At 37.5% G+C, this 19,281-nt stretch carries 16 protein-coding genes; 11 read left to right on the top strand and 5 right to left on the bottom strand.

What is annotated here, in order from left to right:
- From V7121_RS08240 to V7121_RS08225, 4 genes are all read right to left on the bottom strand, one after another.
- Window positions 1-268 (bottom strand): hypothetical protein (locus V7121_RS08240; RefSeq protein ID WP_335499957.1); only part of this gene is annotated, 268 nt, incomplete at its 3' end.
- Between the two features lie 107 nt (window positions 269-375).
- Window positions 376-1,044 (bottom strand): PepSY domain-containing protein, encoded by a 669-nt coding sequence (locus V7121_RS08235; protein WP_335546319.1) that lies wholly within the window; start codon window positions 1,042-1,044, stop codon window positions 376-378.
- A gap of 84 nt (window positions 1,045-1,128) precedes the next feature.
- Window positions 1,129-2,475 (bottom strand): sensor histidine kinase, encoded by a 1,347-nt coding sequence (locus V7121_RS08230; RefSeq protein WP_335546317.1) that lies wholly within the window; start codon window positions 2,473-2,475, stop codon window positions 1,129-1,131.
- Window positions 2,472-3,179, bottom strand: coding sequence for a response regulator transcription factor (locus V7121_RS08225; RefSeq protein ID WP_335499951.1), 708 nt, complete (start codon window positions 3,177-3,179; stop codon window positions 2,472-2,474). Before V7121_RS08225 ends, V7121_RS08230 begins: the two co-directional genes overlap by 4 nt.
- A 210-nt stretch (window positions 3,180-3,389) precedes the next feature.
- On the opposite strand from V7121_RS08225, the gene pabB reads away from it, so the two are divergent.
- From pabB to V7121_RS08195, 6 genes are all read left to right on the top strand, one after another.
- Window positions 3,390-4,790, top strand: a complete 1,401-nt coding sequence (gene pabB, locus V7121_RS08220) for an aminodeoxychorismate synthase, component I (RefSeq protein ID WP_335546315.1) — start codon at window positions 3,390-3,392, stop codon at window positions 4,788-4,790.
- Window positions 4,787-5,380 carry an aminodeoxychorismate/anthranilate synthase component II gene (pabA, locus tag V7121_RS08215; RefSeq protein ID WP_335499948.1) on the top strand — a complete coding sequence of 198 codons (594 nt, stop codon included), beginning with the start codon at window positions 4,787-4,789 and terminating at the stop codon, window positions 5,378-5,380. The genes pabB and pabA overlap by 4 nt, the downstream gene beginning before the upstream one ends.
- A gap of 2 nt (window positions 5,381-5,382) precedes the next feature.
- Window positions 5,383-6,249, top strand: coding sequence for an aminodeoxychorismate lyase (gene pabC / locus V7121_RS08210; RefSeq protein ID WP_335499946.1), 867 nt, complete (start codon window positions 5,383-5,385; stop codon window positions 6,247-6,249).
- Between the two features lie 2 nt (window positions 6,250-6,251).
- Window positions 6,252-7,022: a nucleotidyltransferase domain-containing protein gene (locus V7121_RS08205; protein ID WP_335546313.1), complete on the top strand. Its 771-nt coding sequence runs from the start codon at window positions 6,252-6,254 to the stop codon at window positions 7,020-7,022.
- A 137-nt stretch (window positions 7,023-7,159) separates the two neighbouring features.
- On the top strand, window positions 7,160-8,809 hold the full coding sequence (locus V7121_RS08200; RefSeq protein ID WP_335546311.1) for a copper resistance CopC/CopD family protein: 1,650 nt from the start codon (window positions 7,160-7,162) through the stop codon (window positions 8,807-8,809).
- Window positions 8,810-8,836: 27 nt separating this feature from the next.
- Complete coding sequence (locus tag V7121_RS08195; protein WP_335500017.1) at window positions 8,837-9,493, top strand: YcnI family copper-binding membrane protein; 657 nt, start codon at window positions 8,837-8,839, stop codon at window positions 9,491-9,493.
- Between the two features lie 110 nt (window positions 9,494-9,603).
- Here V7121_RS08195 and V7121_RS08190 read toward each other — a convergent pair whose 3' ends face one another.
- Window positions 9,604-10,242 carry a YczE/YyaS/YitT family protein gene (locus tag V7121_RS08190; protein WP_335499941.1) on the bottom strand — a complete coding sequence of 213 codons (639 nt, stop codon included), beginning with the start codon at window positions 10,240-10,242 and terminating at the stop codon, window positions 9,604-9,606.
- A 211-nt stretch (window positions 10,243-10,453) separates the two neighbouring features.
- Here V7121_RS08190 and V7121_RS08185 point away from each other — a divergent pair, with 211 nt between their 5' ends.
- The 5 genes from V7121_RS08185 (at window position 10,454) to adhE (ending at window position 19,257) form a co-directional block, all read left to right on the top strand.
- Complete coding sequence (locus V7121_RS08185; protein WP_335546309.1) at window positions 10,454-11,647, top strand: LL-diaminopimelate aminotransferase; 1,194 nt, start codon at window positions 10,454-10,456, stop codon at window positions 11,645-11,647.
- A gap of 136 nt (window positions 11,648-11,783) precedes the next feature.
- Window positions 11,784-12,233, top strand: a complete 450-nt coding sequence (locus tag V7121_RS08180; RefSeq protein WP_335499937.1) for a CoxG family protein — start codon at window positions 11,784-11,786, stop codon at window positions 12,231-12,233.
- 85 nt (window positions 12,234-12,318) lie between these two features.
- Window positions 12,319-13,443, top strand: a complete 1,125-nt coding sequence (locus tag V7121_RS08175) for a cadherin-like beta sandwich domain-containing protein (protein ID WP_335499934.1) — start codon at window positions 12,319-12,321, stop codon at window positions 13,441-13,443.
- Window positions 13,444-13,611: 168 nt separating this feature from the next.
- Window positions 13,612-16,371 carry a phosphoenolpyruvate carboxylase gene (gene ppc, locus V7121_RS08170; RefSeq protein ID WP_335499932.1) on the top strand — a complete coding sequence of 920 codons (2,760 nt, stop codon included), beginning with the start codon at window positions 13,612-13,614 and terminating at the stop codon, window positions 16,369-16,371.
- A gap of 282 nt (window positions 16,372-16,653) precedes the next feature.
- Window positions 16,654-19,257 (top strand): bifunctional acetaldehyde-CoA/alcohol dehydrogenase, encoded by a 2,604-nt coding sequence (adhE, locus tag V7121_RS08165; RefSeq protein ID WP_335546308.1) that lies wholly within the window; start codon window positions 16,654-16,656, stop codon window positions 19,255-19,257.
- Window positions 19,258-19,281: the final 24 nt, after the last annotated feature.

The following is a 19,281-nucleotide window of genomic DNA, read 5'->3' as shown; positions in this document are numbered from 1 at the left end:
GAGTGCCGTCATCCGCCTTTGATTTATCATCACTACTAGTGCTAGTTGCTGTAGATTTATTATCATCATCAGCTTTCACCTTAATTACTGTTTGACCATGTTCTGTTTCGATTTCTACCTTTTTCTTATTTATATTTGAACTTGCCTTTTTATCTTCCTGATGTATAGAGTCTTCTACTCGAGTGTCATTTTTTGAAGCTCCTGCTGCAACGGCACCGCCCAAAATTAGTAACCCAGAGAATGCACCAACAATAAGTTTCTTTTTCATTAATTATTCCTCCTTTGTTTTGTTTGCTACACTTATAGAATATCCTGTGAAGATTAGAGGAAATGGTAGCAAAACATTAGAAATTAATGAGAATACTTATTATTGCATTAGTCATCGTCCTTTTTTTTATCATCCGTGCCTCGATTCTTTGAATCATCATTTTTATCATCTGTGCTTGGATTCTTTGAATCATCGTTTCTATCATCATTTGTACTTTGATTCTTTGAATCATCGTTTTTCTTACTATTATCATTACTATGATCGTCCCAAGAAATTGACATCACATTGCCTGTAATCGCATGAATCTGCACAAATGCTTCTCTGTTATCATTGGTTTTTATTTTAACAAGGTAATAAGTTTGTTCTCCTTTTGTCTCTAGCTTAATATCATCGACAGTCCCACTAACTTGTTTATTGGCTATGTCCTTGGCCTCATCTTCAGTAAGCCTCTTAGTTGAATCAATAACTGGAGCTTGATTAGGAGGCTGAGATTTTGTTCCATTATTAGTAAAGGATAAAACTTTTCCACTTACTGGATCTAGCTTGATCTTATAGAGATTATTACCTTTTTCTATTTTTATCTGATATTGGTTGTCGGCTAACCTAATTTGTAATACTGTTCCCTGATAACGATCTTGGACGATTTTTTTTGCGTCTTGTTTTGTTAAAAGTTCCGCCGATGCATCGGTGGTTCCTAATACTTGCCAACTAACATAAATGAGAAAGACAAATAGCAGAGCAGCTAGCACAATCCAGAACCCTGTTTTTTTCTTCACTTTTTCACCTCACCACGATTAACTAAGTTTATTTTCTAATATCAATATTAGAAAATGATGAGAAAAGGATTAATTTTTATCATTTTAAAAAAAGAGATTTGCTGTGGTTCCCACTCCTTCTTCACTTTCAACTGTAATCTTGATGCCAATCGCATCAGCCATTTCCTTTGCTAATGATAGGCCGAGCCCTGAACCACCCATTTTTCTATTCCTTGCTTTATCTACTCGATAAAATCGATCGAAAATCTTTGGCAGATCATCATTATGGATACCAATTCCCTTGTCAGCGACTTTAATATAAACCATATCCTGCTCGATTCCTAAAATAACCAAAATGGCTTCATCACTATATTTCCTAGCATTTTCGAGAAAAATAAACAGCAGCTGCTTCAGTTTTTTTTCATCTGTTTTAACTGTTATTGGCTCACTATTTTCTTGTTGAAAGTGGATTTCCCTGTGATAAGCACCTTGGAAGGATCGAACCGTTTGCTGCAAGAACTCGTGAAGATTTACTGTTGTCTTTTTGATATTCCATTGCTCGTGGTGCTTTGCAAGCAATAACAACTGTTCCGTCATTTCTTTCATACGAACGGCTTCAGAATGAATTGCTTCAATAGATTCTGCAAAAAGCGCTGGTTCAGTTAAGCCTCTTCTTTTTAAAAGGCTTGCATAGCTTTCAATAATTGTTAACGGAGTTTTAAATTCATGGGATGCATTTGAAACAAACTGTTTTTGTTTATCGTAATTGGTTTCAAGTAAATCAATCATATGATTAAAGGTCTCACTCATTTGAAACAATTCATCCTTTGATTTTCCTTCGAGTGGTAACCGTTTAAAACGACCGCTTTGTCTAATTTCTTTCATTGTGTTGGTCATAGAGGTAACAGGGTTGGTGATTAAATTACTGAGAATACGGCTGGACACAACTACAGGAATTAACGCAAGGAGGGTGACCAATAGTAAAACAAGTTTAAGAACTTTTAAGTTATCAGTGGCCGCTTTGCTGCTTTTTGTGATTTGCAGATTGGCTACACTTCCATCAAATAGAATAATAGGCATTGATTCAAAGGTATAGAGCCTTTTTTGATAGGTAATGAATCGACTATCCTCTCCCTGAGAAAACCTAGTCTTCATACCAGCTAATTTTTGCTCAGTTGGACTTGTTACAATTAACCGTGCATGACCATCAGTTGAGATAATTTTTATCATCCCATTGATGGGTACGTAGGAACGTAAAAGCTCAGCTTCAGGTATAGAGCCGAGTGATTTTCCAATGTCATGCGCGGTTTTTTCCATTTCCTTTCTGGCAGTGTTTAGCTCGCTATCTAGAATTAATTTGCTGAAGGTAAAATACACAGAAATATTCATAATAATTAAGAGGGCGGCAAATAGTACAGCAGTGGACAAATTTATTTTATTACGAAGCTTCATTTTGCTTCCTTCAACACATACCCCACACCACGAACGGTATGAATTAATGGAGGTTTATTTGGTAGTTCCATTTTCTTTCTGACATAGCGAATATAGACATCAACTACATTGGTATCGCCAAAAAAGTCATAGCCCCATACAGCTTCTAATATTTGGTCTCTATTGAGTACCTGTCGCTTATTCGTAATTAAATAAACAAGCAAATCAAACTCCCTTGGTGTCAAATCAATAGCTTCTTCATCTCTAAACACTTCACGGGTTTTTGGATTGACTTTTAGGTCAGCGAATTTAATTAAATCTTCTTCTGGAGACTGATTCTGATTAGCTTGTTCTACCGTTTTCATCCTTAAGGCAGCACGGACCCGGGCTAAAACCTCCTCGATCTGAAAGGGTTTGGTAATATAATCATTTGCCCCATAATCAAGTCCAGATACCTTATCCTCAACTGAACTTTTTGCAGTAAGTAAAAGAACAGGTGTATGCTTGTCATTTAGCCGTATCCTTCTTAGAAGCTCAATTCCACTAATCCCTGGAAGCATTACATCGAGTAAAATTAGGTCCCAATTTCCTTTCTTATAAGCTTCAAACGCCTCAAATCCATCCATGACCTTTGTTACTTTATATCCTTCGTACTCGAGCTCAAGCTCGAGGAGTCTGGCAATCTTATCTTCATCCTCAACAACTAGAATGCTGTTCATTTTCATGAACCCCCTTAAAAAAATTAAACTTCTACTAATTTATTCCCTTTTCCACAGCTAGTTGTTAAATTCCTTTATTAAAAGTATTAAAAATACAAAAAATTCAAATGATTATAAGATTGGTATATTTAGGGGGATCAGGTACCACATTTTTGAGTGGTACCTGACACCCTTTTCAAGTATGATGAAAAAAAGAAATGTTATGAGGTGAATTTGGTGAGGCAACTTCATTTATACAGTAAGAAAATTCCTTTTACATATTCAAGTTTTTTCAGTCGATATTGTTCTCTTGCGGAGAACCGACCCCATCAGGTGCTATTAGAAAGTGGCCGCGGGGGGCGTTACAGCATTGCTGCCTTTCAACCTGAAGCTATTATTAAAGGGAAGAACCATATCCTTGAGATTCATAGTGAAAGAGGTACTGAGAAGCACGCAGGAAACCCTCTTCACTTATTGATGGACTATATGGGTCAATATCATGTCGAAAAATTAGAAGGTCTTCCTAGTTTCCTAGGCGGTGCTATTGGATACATAAGCTATGATTATGCTCGTAATATTGAAGCACTTCCGAATCTTGCAAAGGACGATTTAGAAATGCCGGAAATCTATTTTTTAATAATGAAAGAATGGTTTGTCTATGACCACCAAGACAATAGTTTGTGGCTTATGTTCTTAGCTGAAAATGATCAGGGAATGGAAGAGAAGTTAGCCTTTTGGGAAGCACAATGGCTTCAAGACTCACTTTCAATAGGAGCATCCAACCATAGAAAAATGAGCCCAAATAACTTTGAGGTATCTATGACTGAAGAAGAATTTATACAGGCGGTAAACAAAATACAGGAATACATCCGGCATGGCGATGTGTTTCAGGTGAACCTTGCTGTCCGCCAATCAAAACCGATTGAAATAGACCCATTGAAAATCTATGAGCAATTAAGGTCCATAAATCCTTCTCCCTATATGGCCTATCTACACACACCGGACTTTCAACTTGTAAGTGGGTCACCTGAACTTCTCGTTAAAAAAGATGGACTCGAAGTAAGTACACGTCCAATTGCAGGGACTCGATCAAGAGGTAAAAACCACCATGAAGATATCCAGCTCGCGAATGAGTTAATTGAAAATGAAAAAGAACGTGCGGAACATGTCATGCTCGTTGATTTAGAGCGGAATGACCTTGGAAGGGTATGCAAATATGGTACAGTTGAGGTCAATGAATTTATGGTCATTGAAAAGTATTCCCATGTTATGCACATTGTTTCTAATGTAAGAGGAGAATTGTCAGATGATAAATCATGCGGTGATATCATAGATGCTGTTTTCCCAGGTGGGACTATAACCGGTGCGCCTAAAGTTCGCACAATGGAAATTATCGAGGAACTTGAGCCTGTCCAAAGGGGTGTATACACTGGTTCCCTTGGTTGGATTGATTTTAGCGGTGATTCGGAATTAAACATTATAATTCGAACGATGCTTGTTAAAGATGGAATGGCACATGTCCAGGCAGGAGCAGGAATAGTTATTGATTCTAATCCAAAGCATGAGTATAAAGAATCGATGAAAAAAGCAGCAGCTCTATGGAAAGCGAAAGAACTGGCAGAGGAGAAAGTTCGATGATTTTTATGATAGATAATTATGATTCCTTTACCTTTAACTTAGTACAATACTTAGGTGAACTTGGAGAAGATTTAGTCGTTAAACGAAATAATCAAACATCGCTTGTAGAAATCTCGGAACTGCAGCCTGAATTTTTAATGATTTCTCCTGGACCTTGTAGTCCAAATGAAGCGGGAATCAGTTTGGATGCAATTAAAGCATTCGCAGGGAAAATCCCGATATTTGGTGTTTGCCTTGGACAGCAAGCTATTGCGCAGGCTTTTGGTGGGGAGGTTATTCGGGCAGAAAGGCTCATGCACGGGAAAACTTCCGATATGTATCATGACGGAAAGACGATTTTTCGAGGGTTGCCCAACCCTTTTCCTGCCACTCGGTATCATTCATTAATTGTCCAACGCGAAACCTTGCCTGAGTGCTTTGAGATTTCCGCCTGGACAAAGGAGGGAGAAATTATGGCCATTCGGCATAAAGATTTACCAATTGAGGGCGTACAGTTTCACCCGGAATCTATTTTGACAACATCTGGAAAAGAACTGCTACAAAACTTTGTCCATCACTATAAAAATATTGCCATGATTAAGAGTCATTAATGATGTTTATCTATATAAATGGACAATTTATAAAAAAAGAGAATGCAATGATTTCTCCGTTTGACCATGGATTTTTATATGGAATGGGATTATTTGAAACGTTCCGAGTGTATGAAGGACATCCTTTCTTACTTGATGACCATTTAGAACGTCTTAATCAAGGTTTAGCGGTTCTAAACATTAACTATCGCTTGCAGCACGAAGAAACCAAAAACATCCTGCAGGAATTATTGAAATTAAATAGGTTGACTAACGCTTATTTACGGCTAAATGTCTCTGCAGGGATAGGTGATATTGGATTGCAAGTGGATTCCTATCAAAATTCAAACATTCTTTTTTTTCCTAAACCTTTACCTCCTGCTGGAGAATTAACTGAAAAAAAAGCAGTTTTATTAAAGACAAAACGGAATAGTCCAGAAGGTGATGAACGCCTAAAGTCCCATCATTTTATGAATAATATCTTGGCAAAAAGAGAGATAGGGAATGCTCCGGATGTAGAGGGAATTTTCCTTACAGCAGATGGGCACGTAGCTGAAGGAATTGTCTCAAATCTTTTTTGGGTAAAAGGCAATGTTTTATATACTCCCGCAATACACACCGGTATTTTAAATGGGATAACGCGTCAGTTTGTGATTGAATTAGCGAAGAAAAATAATCTGAGCGTGGAAGAAGGACTTTATCCAATCAAAGAAGTACTTGAAGCAACTGAAATGTTTGTTACCAATTCCATTCAAGAAATCGTTCCTCTTTCAACCTTTGAAGGGCAGCAATTTCCTGGTAAACTTGGACAAGTCGTTCAACATCTACATCGTGAATATCGCGATTATTGTAAACGTTTATGGTCAAGGCATTGTCTAAGGAGTGAATAACTATGAAGGAAAAAATTCTTGCTGAAATCCAAAAAATTGAAGAACAATATGAAGTGAAAATCTGTTTAGCGGTAGAGTCAGGCAGCAGAGCATGGGGCTTCCCATCTAAGGACAGTGATTACGATGTCCGCTTTATTTATGTCCACAAAAAGGACTGGTATTTAAGCATTGATCAAAAACGTGAAGTGATTGAACTTCCCATTAATGAACTTCTTGATATCAACGGCTGGGAATTGCGAAAAGCTCTCAGGCTATTTCGCAAATCCAATCCGCCTTTAATGGAGTGGCTCCACTCGGGAATAGTCTATTATCAAGCATTTTCATTAGTCGATAAGATGAAGATGATTCAAGATCAAGTATTCATGCCGCAATCCGCTCTTTATCATTATTTAAATATGGCAAAAGGGAACTTCCGCGATTATCTGCGTGGTGATCAGGTGAAAATTAAAAAGTACTTTTATGTCCTAAGACCAGTATTAGCTTGTTTATGGATAGAAAAATACAATACAGTCCCGCCCATTGAATTTCAAACCTTGGTAGAAGAGCTTCTTGAAGAGGGACTTCTGAAACAGGAAATCCGTACCTTGCTTGAACGAAAAATTAGCGGTGATGAGCTAAACCTTGAACCAAAGGTTACAGCTATAAATGAATTTCTAGAAAAAGAAATCATCCGGATAGAGGAATATACCAAAACGCTATCCGGACAGAAGGTAGATTTAACACCAAGATTAGATGATTTATTTAGAAAAGTCCTTGATGAAGTTTGGAGTTAATTTTAGATAAATTCCAATGAATGTTCAAAAATTATTCACAAGTTGTGCCCATATCAATATTGTTAATGTCTCAAAATACCATTATCATAGTATCGATAGTGGAAAGTTGTGCGATCATTTAAAAGGGGAGTGAGGGATTGCAAACAAAACAAAAGGCATGGACATTACTCGTAATCCTTTCTCTGTTTCTAGTTTTATATCCGAGTATTTCTTCGGCACACGCTTACATAAAAAAATCGACACCTTTAGAAAATGAAACAGTAAAAAAGGCACCTGAACAGGTAACCATCATATTTGATGAATCGATTCAGCCCGCTTTTAACTCATTAAAGGTGTTTGATTCAAACGGAAATCGCGTCGATCAAAAGGATGGCCGACTTGATCCAAACCAACCATCTATCCTAAAAACTGGGTTAAAGAAAAACCTTCCAAATGGCGCCTATCGAATAAAATGGAAGGTGGTCTCAAGTGATGGTCATCCTGTCGAAGGGGTTATTCCTTTTCAAATTGGCAATGAAGGTAAAGATACAACTTCGATACATAAGGAAACAAGCGGATATGTACCCAAAGCAGATCTTATGGTGATTCGTTGGCTCCAATTTATAAGTAATGCTTCCTATGTTGGGCTTATCTTTTTTTATATGTTCATTATGCCTAAGCAGTTAAGGGTAGAGGAGACTGTCGGCAAAAAGTTTCGCAAACTAATTAACGCCAGTTTCGCACTTTTATTTCTCAGCATCCTGTTGAGTCTGCCATTACAAGCTACGATTGAATCTGGATTCCCTTGGGGTGAAGTGTTTAATTATTCTATACTTGAAAATATGTTAACTAACACTAGTTACGGTCAAACCTGGCTATTGCAAATAGCCATCCTAATAGCCGCTGCACTTCTTACATTATTTATAGGTATGGCTGGGATTACGAAACAGTTTATTGTGTGGGCTTGCTTTTGTCTTGGTATTGCCTTGTTGTATACAAAGTCGTTGACTAGTCATGCAGCATCACATACAAATCAATTATTGACGATTACAATGGATTTTCTTCATTTATTTAGCGCATCGATTTGGATTGGAAGTTTAATTGCTTTTGTTGCATTACTCTCATTTTGGAATGATGTAGATTTAAAACAAGAATATCTAGCACTGGTAAAAAAATTCTCTAAATGGGGTATACTTCTTGTCCTTCTGTTAACCTTGACAGGAATATATGGCAGTCTATTATATATTCCTAACCTTGCAGCCCTTGTACAAACGAATTATGGACAGGTATTACTATGTAAACTTTGTTTGTTTGTGTTAATGGTGCTTCTTGCAGCTGTAAACTTTCTTAAAGGAAAAAAGGAAACCGTTAAGGGACTTGGGATAACATTAAAAAGTGAGCTTTTTATAGGACTTTTGATTCTTATTCTCACTGTGGTATTAACCAACTTACCAACAGCAATGCAATCGCCAGGACCATTTAAGGAGACCAATAAAGTGAATCAAGGGGTGCAGGTGACATTGCGAGCAACCCCCAATATCATCGGAGTGAATTTATTTGAAGTCACTCTAAAAGACAAAGAAGGACAGCCCATCAAGGATATTGAACAATTACACTTAACTTTTACAATGCTTGAAATGGACATGGGTAAGGAACAGGTTAGTTTAACAAAAAAAGCGGATGGCAAATATGAAGTGGAGGGGTTGCATTTTAGCATGGCGGGTCATTGGAACGTCCATGTCCATGCCCTGACAACATCGCTAGAAAGTATAGACTCAGACTTCAAAGTTCTAGTGGGAAGTCAATAACATTTAGGAGAGTTACTTATGAAAAAAATGATTGGTAAGATTTCAAAACTATTTATTCCAGCAGTAATTAGCCTATTTTTCTTTTCAAATATGGCTAGTGCTCATGTGACAGTGATGCCAAAAACCTCTTCAACAGGTGCATGGGAAACCTATACCTTAAAGGTGCCGGTTGAAAAAGAGGTCGCTACCACAAAGGTTACGGTCAAAGCACCAGCAGGTGTGGAAATTATGTCCTATCAACCAATTCCGGGCTGGACCTATTCATCAGAAAAAGATGATAGTGGCAAAGTAAAAACCTTCACGTTTGAAGCAACTGGGGACGGAATCCAAAGTGGTCAATTCCAACAATTCATTTTTGTAGCAAAAAATCCAGAAAAGGCAACTAAAGCTGCATGGGATGCTTATCAATATTATAAGGATGGCAGTATCGTCGAGTGGACAGGTGATGAAGGCTCGGATGCCCCGCATTCAATTACCGAGATTGTAACAGCCACAACCACGGATCATCATAACAGCCAAACATCAGAACATACTGATAAGACGCAGGCAAAAGATACGGAAAAAACAAATACTAAAGTCACTAAAGAGAAAACCGAAACATCCAATTCCTTATCACTCGTTTTATCAGGATTAGCGGCGTTGCTTTCATTTGGTGCACTGATTATCGCCATCAGAAAAAAATAATTTCCAAGAGAAGGTGCTTATGCATCTTCTCTTTCTTTTAAGCAATATTAAAAGAAGTCATCAAAAGAATGTCCATGTTCCGAAACTTTCATAGCTTAAAGTGTTTTAAGTTAGAGAACAATACCTTCTTGATTTCTGCTTTTCTTCTTTTGGATACTTTCTACTAATGTCTTAAATAGCTTAAGAGAGCGTTGGAAAATTGGGCTTTGAATGAATGTATAAAGGAAAGTAGCTATAAATACAGGCCCACCCAATAATAAACCAACCACTAGAACAAAGCTTTCAACTATAATGCGTGCTTGACTAACTGACAATCTTGTTTTATCAGAAATGGACAGCATAAACCCATCACGAGGACCAGCGCCGATTCCTGCTGCAACATACATGCCGCCCCCAATCCCTGTTATGATAATTCCACTGAGAAGAAAAGCGTAATCGACCCAGGTGTTTGTAGCTTTTGGGAGAAAATCTAACCAGAGGAAGAAATCCATAATTGGTCCAATACATAGAGCATTTAGGATGGTACCAATGCTAATATAACTCCGTGCAACAAAAAAAGAAATGATGATTAGGACTAATCCGCACATCACTCCCCAACTACCGATTGTTAAACCATAATGTTGATATAAAGCAACATTAAGTACTTCCCAAGGGTGTAGTCCAACATATTTCACCTTTACGGCAATCGCATTTCCTAAGCCGAAAAAGGTTAGTCCCAAAAAAAATAAAAAATACCGAAACAAATTCATTTGAGTTTACCTCCACACACTCCGATGTTTTCTGAATATTAAAACCTATCCTAAAATTCTAAAGTATGATTTGATAATAATCAATGGTTAATTAGAAATTTAGAATTGAAATCATTACACTGATATAATTGAAAATATGTTAGAATAGTTTTAATTATTTATTAGATTAAGTTCTAATAAAGGAAATTTTCTTTTGATTGAGGGGATATCTATGAATCTCGTTGCAGCTGAAAAAGTTAAAAAAATGTCTGCAAGTATTTTTCAAGAGGTGGCTAATCGGAAACTTGAGGCCATAAAAAAAGGGAAGGATGTCATTGATTTAAGTGTAGGAAGTCCAGATTTTTCACCGCCCCAATTTGTAATTGATACATTGATTGATTATGCGGGCGACCCAAGTAAGTATGGATACACACTAACAGGAATACCTGAATTCAACAACGCAGTTGGTTATTTTTATCAGCAAAGATATGGTGTCGAACTAAACTCCGATACAGAGGTATTGCAGTTGATGGGATCACAGGATGGTCTAGCCCATTTGGCCACGGCAATCATCAATCCAGGTGACTATGTTTTAGTACCTAACCCAGGATATCCAATTTATGAGGCTAGCGTGAATATAGCAGGTGGGATTATCTATCCAATGCCGCTGTTAGCAGAAAATAACTTTCAACCGATGCTAGCTGAAATTCCTACGGAAATTTTAGAAAAAACAAAAATGATGATTATCAGTTATCCTGGTAATCCAGTTACAGCGTTAGCGGATCAGGCCTTTTTTGAGAAAGTCGTTGCCTTTGCTAAGCAGCATGATATTTTAGTCGTACATGATTTCGCCTATTCTGAATTGATCTTTGATGAAAATCCACAACTTAGTTTTATGTCGGTCCCTGGTGCAAAGGAGGTGGGAATTGAATTTAATTCTCTTTCCAAGACCTTTAATATGGCAGGCTGCCGGATAGGTTACGTCGTAGGCAATGAACAAGCAATCGACATCTTATCATCTTTTAAATCACATATTGATTACGGGATCTTTTATCCAATCCAAATGGCTGCAGTTAAGGCTTTAACATCAGACTTCTCCTTCCTTCAAACACAAGTGAAAGAATATGAGCATCGTCGTGATGTGTTAATTTCTGGACTTGAAAAAAGTGGTTGGCAAGTGCCAAAATCGCCTGCAACTATGTTTGTATGGGCAAGAATTCCAACTGGCTGGAAATCTCGTGATTTTGCTTTCGAATTGATTGATCAAGCTGGAGTGGCCGTGATTCCAGGGGATGCGTTTGGAGACCTTGGTGAAGGGTATGTCCGAATTGCTATGGTTCAACCGCCTGAACGACTATCACAGGCGGCCAAACGCATACAGGATTTCCTATTGGAGTTTGCACTAAAAAACTACTTAAGTAAATAATCCTGACACCTTGTGTTGGGATTTTTTATTGAAGTGTTGCTTACCTCTTCTATCATAATAAAGATCGTCATATATTTTTTTTAAGGACCTTCTGCCGCTCGAATGTCTTTTACTTTGAAGACGAAAGAGGGATAAAATGCTTAGCGATTTACAACATTTAGAATTAGATATCCCGATTGAAGTGATTTGGGACTTTATTCGTGACGAAAATAATTGGGCTCCGCTGGTACCAGGTTATATTCAACATGAAAAAATAAATGAACGGCAAATCTGTTGGGAATTTAAGAGTGATCTTAAAGTTATGAAAAAAAAGGTCAGTTTATTGATTGATATTAAAGAGTGGAATGAACCAGCGAGGGTAAGCTTTGAATTAAAGCGTTCAAATGAGAAATATTTGGGTGCAGGTTACTTTGAAGCCAAAGCATTAAATAGAAATAAAACTCGTGTGACGGGATTTTTGGAAATTAATGCAACAGGTCCGATGGGCTCCTTAGCCAATTCCCTTTTTAAAAAGGCTCTCCAAAAATCGGATGAAGAGGTAGCATCAGTGATTTCAGCAAAGTTAGAAGAATTTCATCGAAAGTAAATAATTAAGATAAACTTAAGCAATCAATGATAAAGTTAGTCCAAATTCCACTATCCGCCATGATAGTAGACAGGAGGATTAACTTATGACGCAATCAAAGCCAATCAAAGTTTTAAATGTATTGCTCGTTTTTTCAATGGTATGGATGGGGGTCGGATCATTCATTCCGTCCGTATCAGCGGAAACTAACCCGCCGACAGTTCAAGAGAACCAGCCCGGAAATACTCTTTCAAAATTAGAACTTGAAGGAATAGAGCTCGACCAGAAATTTGCAACTGATTTATATGATTATTCCGCCACAGTCGGAAATGATGTTGAAACCATTAATCTATTAGTAGAAAGTACCATAACAGATTCCATAATTACCATTAATGGGCAGGCAGTAATTAGTGGTGCAAAAGGGACTTATTCGCTTCAAACTGGTGAGAATAAATTCATCATTTCCATAGATGATGGCAGTGGCTCAGTAAATACCTATACCTTGACAATATCGAGAGAGAAAAATGCTAATAATCTCTTGCAAAATATTGAGCTATCAAAGGGGAAGTTATCACCTCAATTTTCTTATGCTGTTTCTGATTACAGCGTCGAAGTTCCCAATCAAGTCCCAGTGATTACTATTAAACCGGTTGCTGTTCAAACAACATCAACGATAAAGGTAAATAATATCTTAGTAAATAAAGATGGTGTAGATGTTCCGCTTCCTGTTGGTAGGACTAATATTCTTATCACAGTAACAGCTGAAAATGGTGAGCTAAAGACATATACCATCCATGTGACGAGAGTTAAAGTTGTGGATGTTAAAGGCACTACTCCAAATCAGAGCAATAAACCTGGTGCTACCACACAACCAAGTTCAAAACCAACTAATCGAGTTAATTCTGGACAGCCAACATCACAAATCCCAAGTGCTGTATCTACAGAAAAAGTGAGTAAAGCATTACTTTCCTCGCTATCGGTGTCGGAGGGAACATGGGACAGTACGTTTTCAAGCGATGAATTTACCTACCATGTAAAGGTATCAAGTAATGTAGATGAAATAACACTAAAGCCGATTGCCACGTATAGCAGTTCAGAAATTTTGATTGAAGGCAGTACTAGCAAAACGATTAAATTAGAAAACGATAAGAAAACAATTATCTCAATTGTTGTTACAAACGACAATAATGATCGGAAAACCTATGTACTTGTGTTTGATAGAAAATCATAAATTAAAGGTCTAATTAAAAGCTTAAAACCCTGCTGAAATCAGGGTTTTTTTTAAGTAGAGAAATTTTTACTAAAAAAAGAAAACTTATTTTTAACACCTCTTATGAAATTGTGGTATATTAATAAATAAAAAATTTAGCGAATTTTTCGATTAAGGGAAGGTGGCAGTATGACTACAGAATTAAAAGTGAATGACAGCAGTCTTCCATTGCGACAAGACGTGAAATTACTTGGCAAAATGCTTGGTGAAATTCTGGTCGATCATGGTGGTTCCGCGTTATTTGATAAAGTGGAAAAAATCCGTTTAATGTGTAAGACATTGAGAGCACATTTCGACCAAGCCATTTATGATGCTTTAAAAGAAGAAATTACTAGTCTAAGTGCACCAATGAGAAAACAAGTGATACGAGCATTCTCAATGTATTTCCATTTGATTAATGCCGCAGAATTGAACCATCGCATTCGTAGACGCAGACAGTACCAACTGGAAGATGAAACGATCCTGCAGCCTAATTCAATTGAGAGTGCGATTCTTTCACTGAAAGAGAATAATATTGAAGAAAATGTGATTCAAAATACCCTAAATACTTTATCACTTGAACTTGTAATTACTGCTCATCCAACCGAGGCAACTAAACGGTCAATTCTGGAAATTCAGCAGCGAATTGCTGATATCTTAAAAAGCCTCGATCATCCGTTATTAACAAGTAGAGAAAGAAAAAAACTTGAAGAAAGTTTGTTTAATGAAGTATCAATTCTGTGGCAAACGGATGAATTACGTCAGAATAAGCCAACTGTTTTAGATGAAGTTCGAAATGGTCTGTATTATTTTGATCAGACTCTTTTCGATGTACTTCCTGAAATTCATCAAGAAGTGGCTGAGTGTTTAGAAAAGAATTTTACTCAAACACAATGGGAAGTTCCCAATTTCTTACGTTTTGGTTCATGGATTGGCGGCGACCGCGATGGGAACCCCAATGTTACACATGATGTCACTTGGGAGACTTTAATTAGGCAGAGAAGACTTGTCCTAAAAAAATATAAAACTGTATTAGTCGATTTAATGAAGCGGTACAGCCATTCTACCTCAAGGGTGGAGGTAAGCAATGATCTTCTTAAATTAATTGAACAAGAAGATACATATTTAACAGATGATAAAAAATGGCCGAATAAAGGTGAAGTGTATCGCCGCGCATTTGCGATTATGATTGAACGCGTCAAACAAGTAGGAAAAACAGACTTAGGCTATAAATCCGCCGAAGAATTATTAGAAGACTTATTTGTTGTTAAGACAAGCTTAAGAAAGCACCACCCAGCTGCACATGAATTAAAGATTATTCAAAAGCTGATTCGACAAGTACAATTGTTTGGCTTTCATTTAGCAACTCTAGATATTCGGAATCATAGTGGAGAACATGAAGCAGCCATTACAGAAATATTGCGTAAAGTTAGCATCACTGAAAATTATGCCGCGCTTCAGGAAGAAGAAAAACTAAAAATATTGCAAAATATCCTCAAGGATCCTCGCCCGCTTCTATTATTAAATGAAGATTATTCGGACGAGACACAGGAAATGATTAAAGTATTCCATATGATTAAAAAAGCGCATGAAGAATTTGGAAAGCGATCCATTACAGTTTATTTAGTGAGTATGACAAAATCTCCAAGTGATTTGCTAGAAGTTCTTGTTCTTGCCAAAGAAGCAGGAATTTATCGACTTCACGCAGATGGTACTTTCGAAAGTCATTTAAATGTGGCACCATTGCTAGAAACAATTGACGATTTAACGGCTGGACCAAAAATTATGGAAACTCTGTTTGAGATGGCAATCTATCGAAATCATTTGGAAATATTGGGTGATCAGCAGGAAATCATGCTAGGTTACTCAGATGGAAGCAAAGATGGGGGTACATTGACTGCCAACTGGAAGCTATACAAGGCGCAAATTGAAATCCATGAAATGGCGAAAAGGTACCAAATTGGACTTAAATTCTTCCATGGACGTGGTGGTTCATTAGGACGTGGCGGTGGTCCGTTAAATAAAAGTATCCTCTCTCAACCGGCGGAAACAATTGGTGATGGTGTCAAAATTACCGAGCAAGGAGAGGTTTTATCTTCGAGGTATTTGCTTGAGGATATTGCTTACCGAAGTTTAGAACAGGCTACTTCTACATTACTTTTAGCAGCAACACATTTATCAAAGGAAGCTGATCAAGGTTACCATCGTGAGCCAGTTTGGGTTGAGGCAATTGAAGAAATCTCAAGCTTATCCTTAACCAAATATCAATCCCTGGTGTTTGGTGATCCGGATTTCCTCACCTACTTTACTGAAGCAACACCACTTAAAGAAATAGGGGACTTGAACATTGGCTCAAGACCAATGAGCAGAAAAAATCAAGGCAGATTTGAAGATTTACGGGCAATTCCATGGGTGTTTGCTTGGACCCAGAGTCGGCAACTGCTTCCTGCTTGGTACGCAGCTGGTACCGGTTTAGCTGGATTTGGTGAAAAAGGCGAATCAAATTTACGTCTTCTCCAGCAGATGTATGAGAAATGGCCGTTCTTCCATTCAACGATTGATAATCTGCAAATGGCATTAATGAAAGCAGACATCACGACGGCAAGAGAATATCTAACTCTTGTAGAAGACCAGAAAATTGCAGAACGGATATTTACAAATATTCTTGAAGAATTTGATAAAACGAAAGAAATACTGCTTAAAATTACAGGTGATAAAGAGTTGCTGGATCACACGCCAAATATTAAAGAATCGGTATATAGAAGAAATCCTTATGTCGATCCATTAAACTTTTTACAAGTGGAATTAATAAAAGAATTACGTAACCAAGAAGCTCCAAATGAAGACCTTTTAATAGAAGTCTTGCTGACGATTAGTGGGATCTCTGCAGGATTAAGGAATACGGGTTGATATTGATGAGGTTAAGCCATAAATTCTTTTTTAAAAGAATTTATGGTTTTTTTTAATTTGTGTATAAAGACTGTTCAGATAAATTTTGAACATTTTGTGAATTATTAAAAAATGAATGGTTATTCATTCATTTTTACGCAAAATTCGACATTTTTCGATTTGTCTGTCGTGATATATTTTAACCAATAGAGAAAAGGAGTGGAAGTTAACGTACCTGTATACTAAAGTAGCCTGGTTTAAAGTCTAATTTCTAAAATAGTAATGAATTTGGAGGAGATATAAATGGCAGTTGAAGAAAAGGTAGCACAGGAAAAACATTTGATCACTTCAATGATTGATACATTAGCGAACAACGCTGAGAAAGCACTTGGTGATTTTCGTTGTTACAATCAGGAAATGATTGATGAAATCGTTAAACAAATGGCTCGTACAGCACTTCAAAATCATAAGAATCTCGCAAAATTAGCCGTTAATGAAACTAGAAGAGGGGTTTATGAAGACAAGGTATTCAAGAATATGTTTGCCACGGAGTTTATCTATAACAATATTAGAGATATGAAAACTGTGGGTGTCATTAATGAAAATGAAAATGAAGGTATGGTTGAGATTGCCGAACCGGTAGGCGTGATCGCTGCTGTAATTCCGATAACAAATCCGACCTCTACAGTAATCTTTAAATCATTGATTTCTCTTAAAACAAGAAATCCAATTATTTTTGCATTTCCGCAGTTTGGTCAAAAATGCTGTACCGAGACAGCAAAGTTACTCAAAGAAGCTGCCATTCAGGCAGGTGCACCTGAGAATTGCATCCAGTGGATTGATGTCCCATCACATGAAGCCTTCCAAGCCTTAATGAAGCATCCAAAGGTATCTCTCATCTTAGCAACCGGTGGGCCAAATTTGGTTAAGGCAGCATATAGCTCAGGTAAACCTGCACTTGGGGTGGGGGCAGGTAATGTACCTTGTTATATTGAAAAAACAGCTAATATCAAACGGGCGGTTAATGACATCATCCTATCCAAGACCTTTGATAATGGCATGATTTGTGCCTCTGAACAAGCTCTCATTATTGACCAAGAAGTGTATGAAACAGTCAAACAAGAAATGATCGCAAATAATTGTTATTTTCTTAATGAGGAAGAACGGTTAATGGTAGAAAAGGTAGCGATATTTGAAAAAACCAATACAATTAATCATTTAATTGTTGGGTTGCCTGCTGCCATGATTGCTAAATTGGCAGGAGTGAACGTCCCTGTAAATACAAAAATTCTAATTGCTGAATTAGAAGGTGTAGGTCCAAAATATCCGCTTTCATGTGAAAAACTTAGTCCGCTTCTTGCCTGCTACAAGGTTAATAGTTTTGCGGAAGGTTTGCAAATTGCTGAAGAAACTTTAGAATTTGGTGGTCTAGGTCACTCAGCTGCTATTCATACCGAAAACCAGAGCTTGGTAGATATGTTTGCACTACGCTTAAAAGCTGGAAGAATCATGGTCAATACACCATCGACACATGGAGCAATCGGCGATATTTATAACACTTCACTACCGTCTTTAACAATTGGCTGTGGTACATATGGGGGGAACTCTGTGTCACAAAATGTAGGAGCCGAAAATCTAATCAATATTAAAAAGGTAGCAAAAAGAAGAAACTTTACCCAGTGGTTTAAAGTGCCATCACAAGTGTTCTTTGAAAGAAATTCAATCCAAATGCTTGCTTCTATCCCTGGTATCTCAAAGGCATTCCTTGTTACAAGCAAAAGCTCAGTAAAAAATGGCTATGTTGATAAAGTTCTCTACTATCTAAACAAGAACCACAGTAAGATTCAATTTGAAGTGTTCTCGGAAATTGAACCAGAACCTACCGTTGATACGGTTATGGTCGGCTCAGACAGAATGAGAAACTTTCAACCAGATTGTATTATTGCTCTCGGCGGTGGTTCGGTAATGGATGCAGCAAAAGCAATGTGGTTATTCTATGAACATCCAGAAACGGATTTTCAAAGTTTAACACAAAAATTCTTTGATCCTACTAAGAGAGTGGTGAAATTTCCGATTCTTCGTAACAAAGCAAAATTGGTTGCTATTCCAACTACATCCGGTACAGGTTCGGAGGTCACAGCTTTCTCTGTCATCTCAGATAATAAGGCGAATATTAAATATCCACTGGCAGATTTCCAATTAACACCTGATATAGCAATTATCGACCCACAATTTGTGATGACAGTACCAAAGCATATTACCGCGGACACAGGAATGGATGTATTGACACATGCGATTGAGTCATATGTCTCTGTTTTGGCTAATGACTATACGGATGGGCTGGCCCTGAAGGCCATCCAACTTGTCTTTAAATATTTACCAATAGCTTATCGGGACGGCAGTAATGAGTTAGCACGCGAAAAAATGCATAATGCTTCGACGATCGCTGGGATGGCTTTTGCCAATTCCTTCCTTGGAATAAATCATAGCCTAGCCCATGTTTTGGGAGCAGAATTCAATATCGCACATGGACGCGCCAATGCTATCCTTTTGCCACATGTCATTCGTTACAATGCTGCAAAGCCAAACAAATTCATGACCTACCCTAAATATGAAAGTTTCATTGCCGATGAGCGATATGCAGAAATTGCTAGAATGCTCGGGCTCCCTGCAAGAACCACTGAGGAAGGCATTGAAAGCTTAGTACAGGCGGTTATTCAACTTGCTAAAGAGTTAGATATTCCGATGAGTATCAAAGCAAACGGTGTTGGTATAGAAGAATTTGAAAGCAAAGTAGAAGTCCTTGCAGAACAAGCATTTGACGATCAGGATACGATTGCAAATCCAAAACAACCATTTATTAGCGAACTAGCTGAAATTTACCGGAAGGCTTTTGCTGGGATATAAATTGAAAAGAATCAGTCCCTATTT

This window comes from Neobacillus drentensis, from assembly GCF_036962125.1.
GTDB classification, from domain to species: domain Bacteria; phylum Bacillota; class Bacilli; order Bacillales; family Cytobacillaceae; genus Neobacillus; species Neobacillus drentensis_B.
This window is presented reverse-complemented; position numbering and strand designations above follow the sequence as displayed.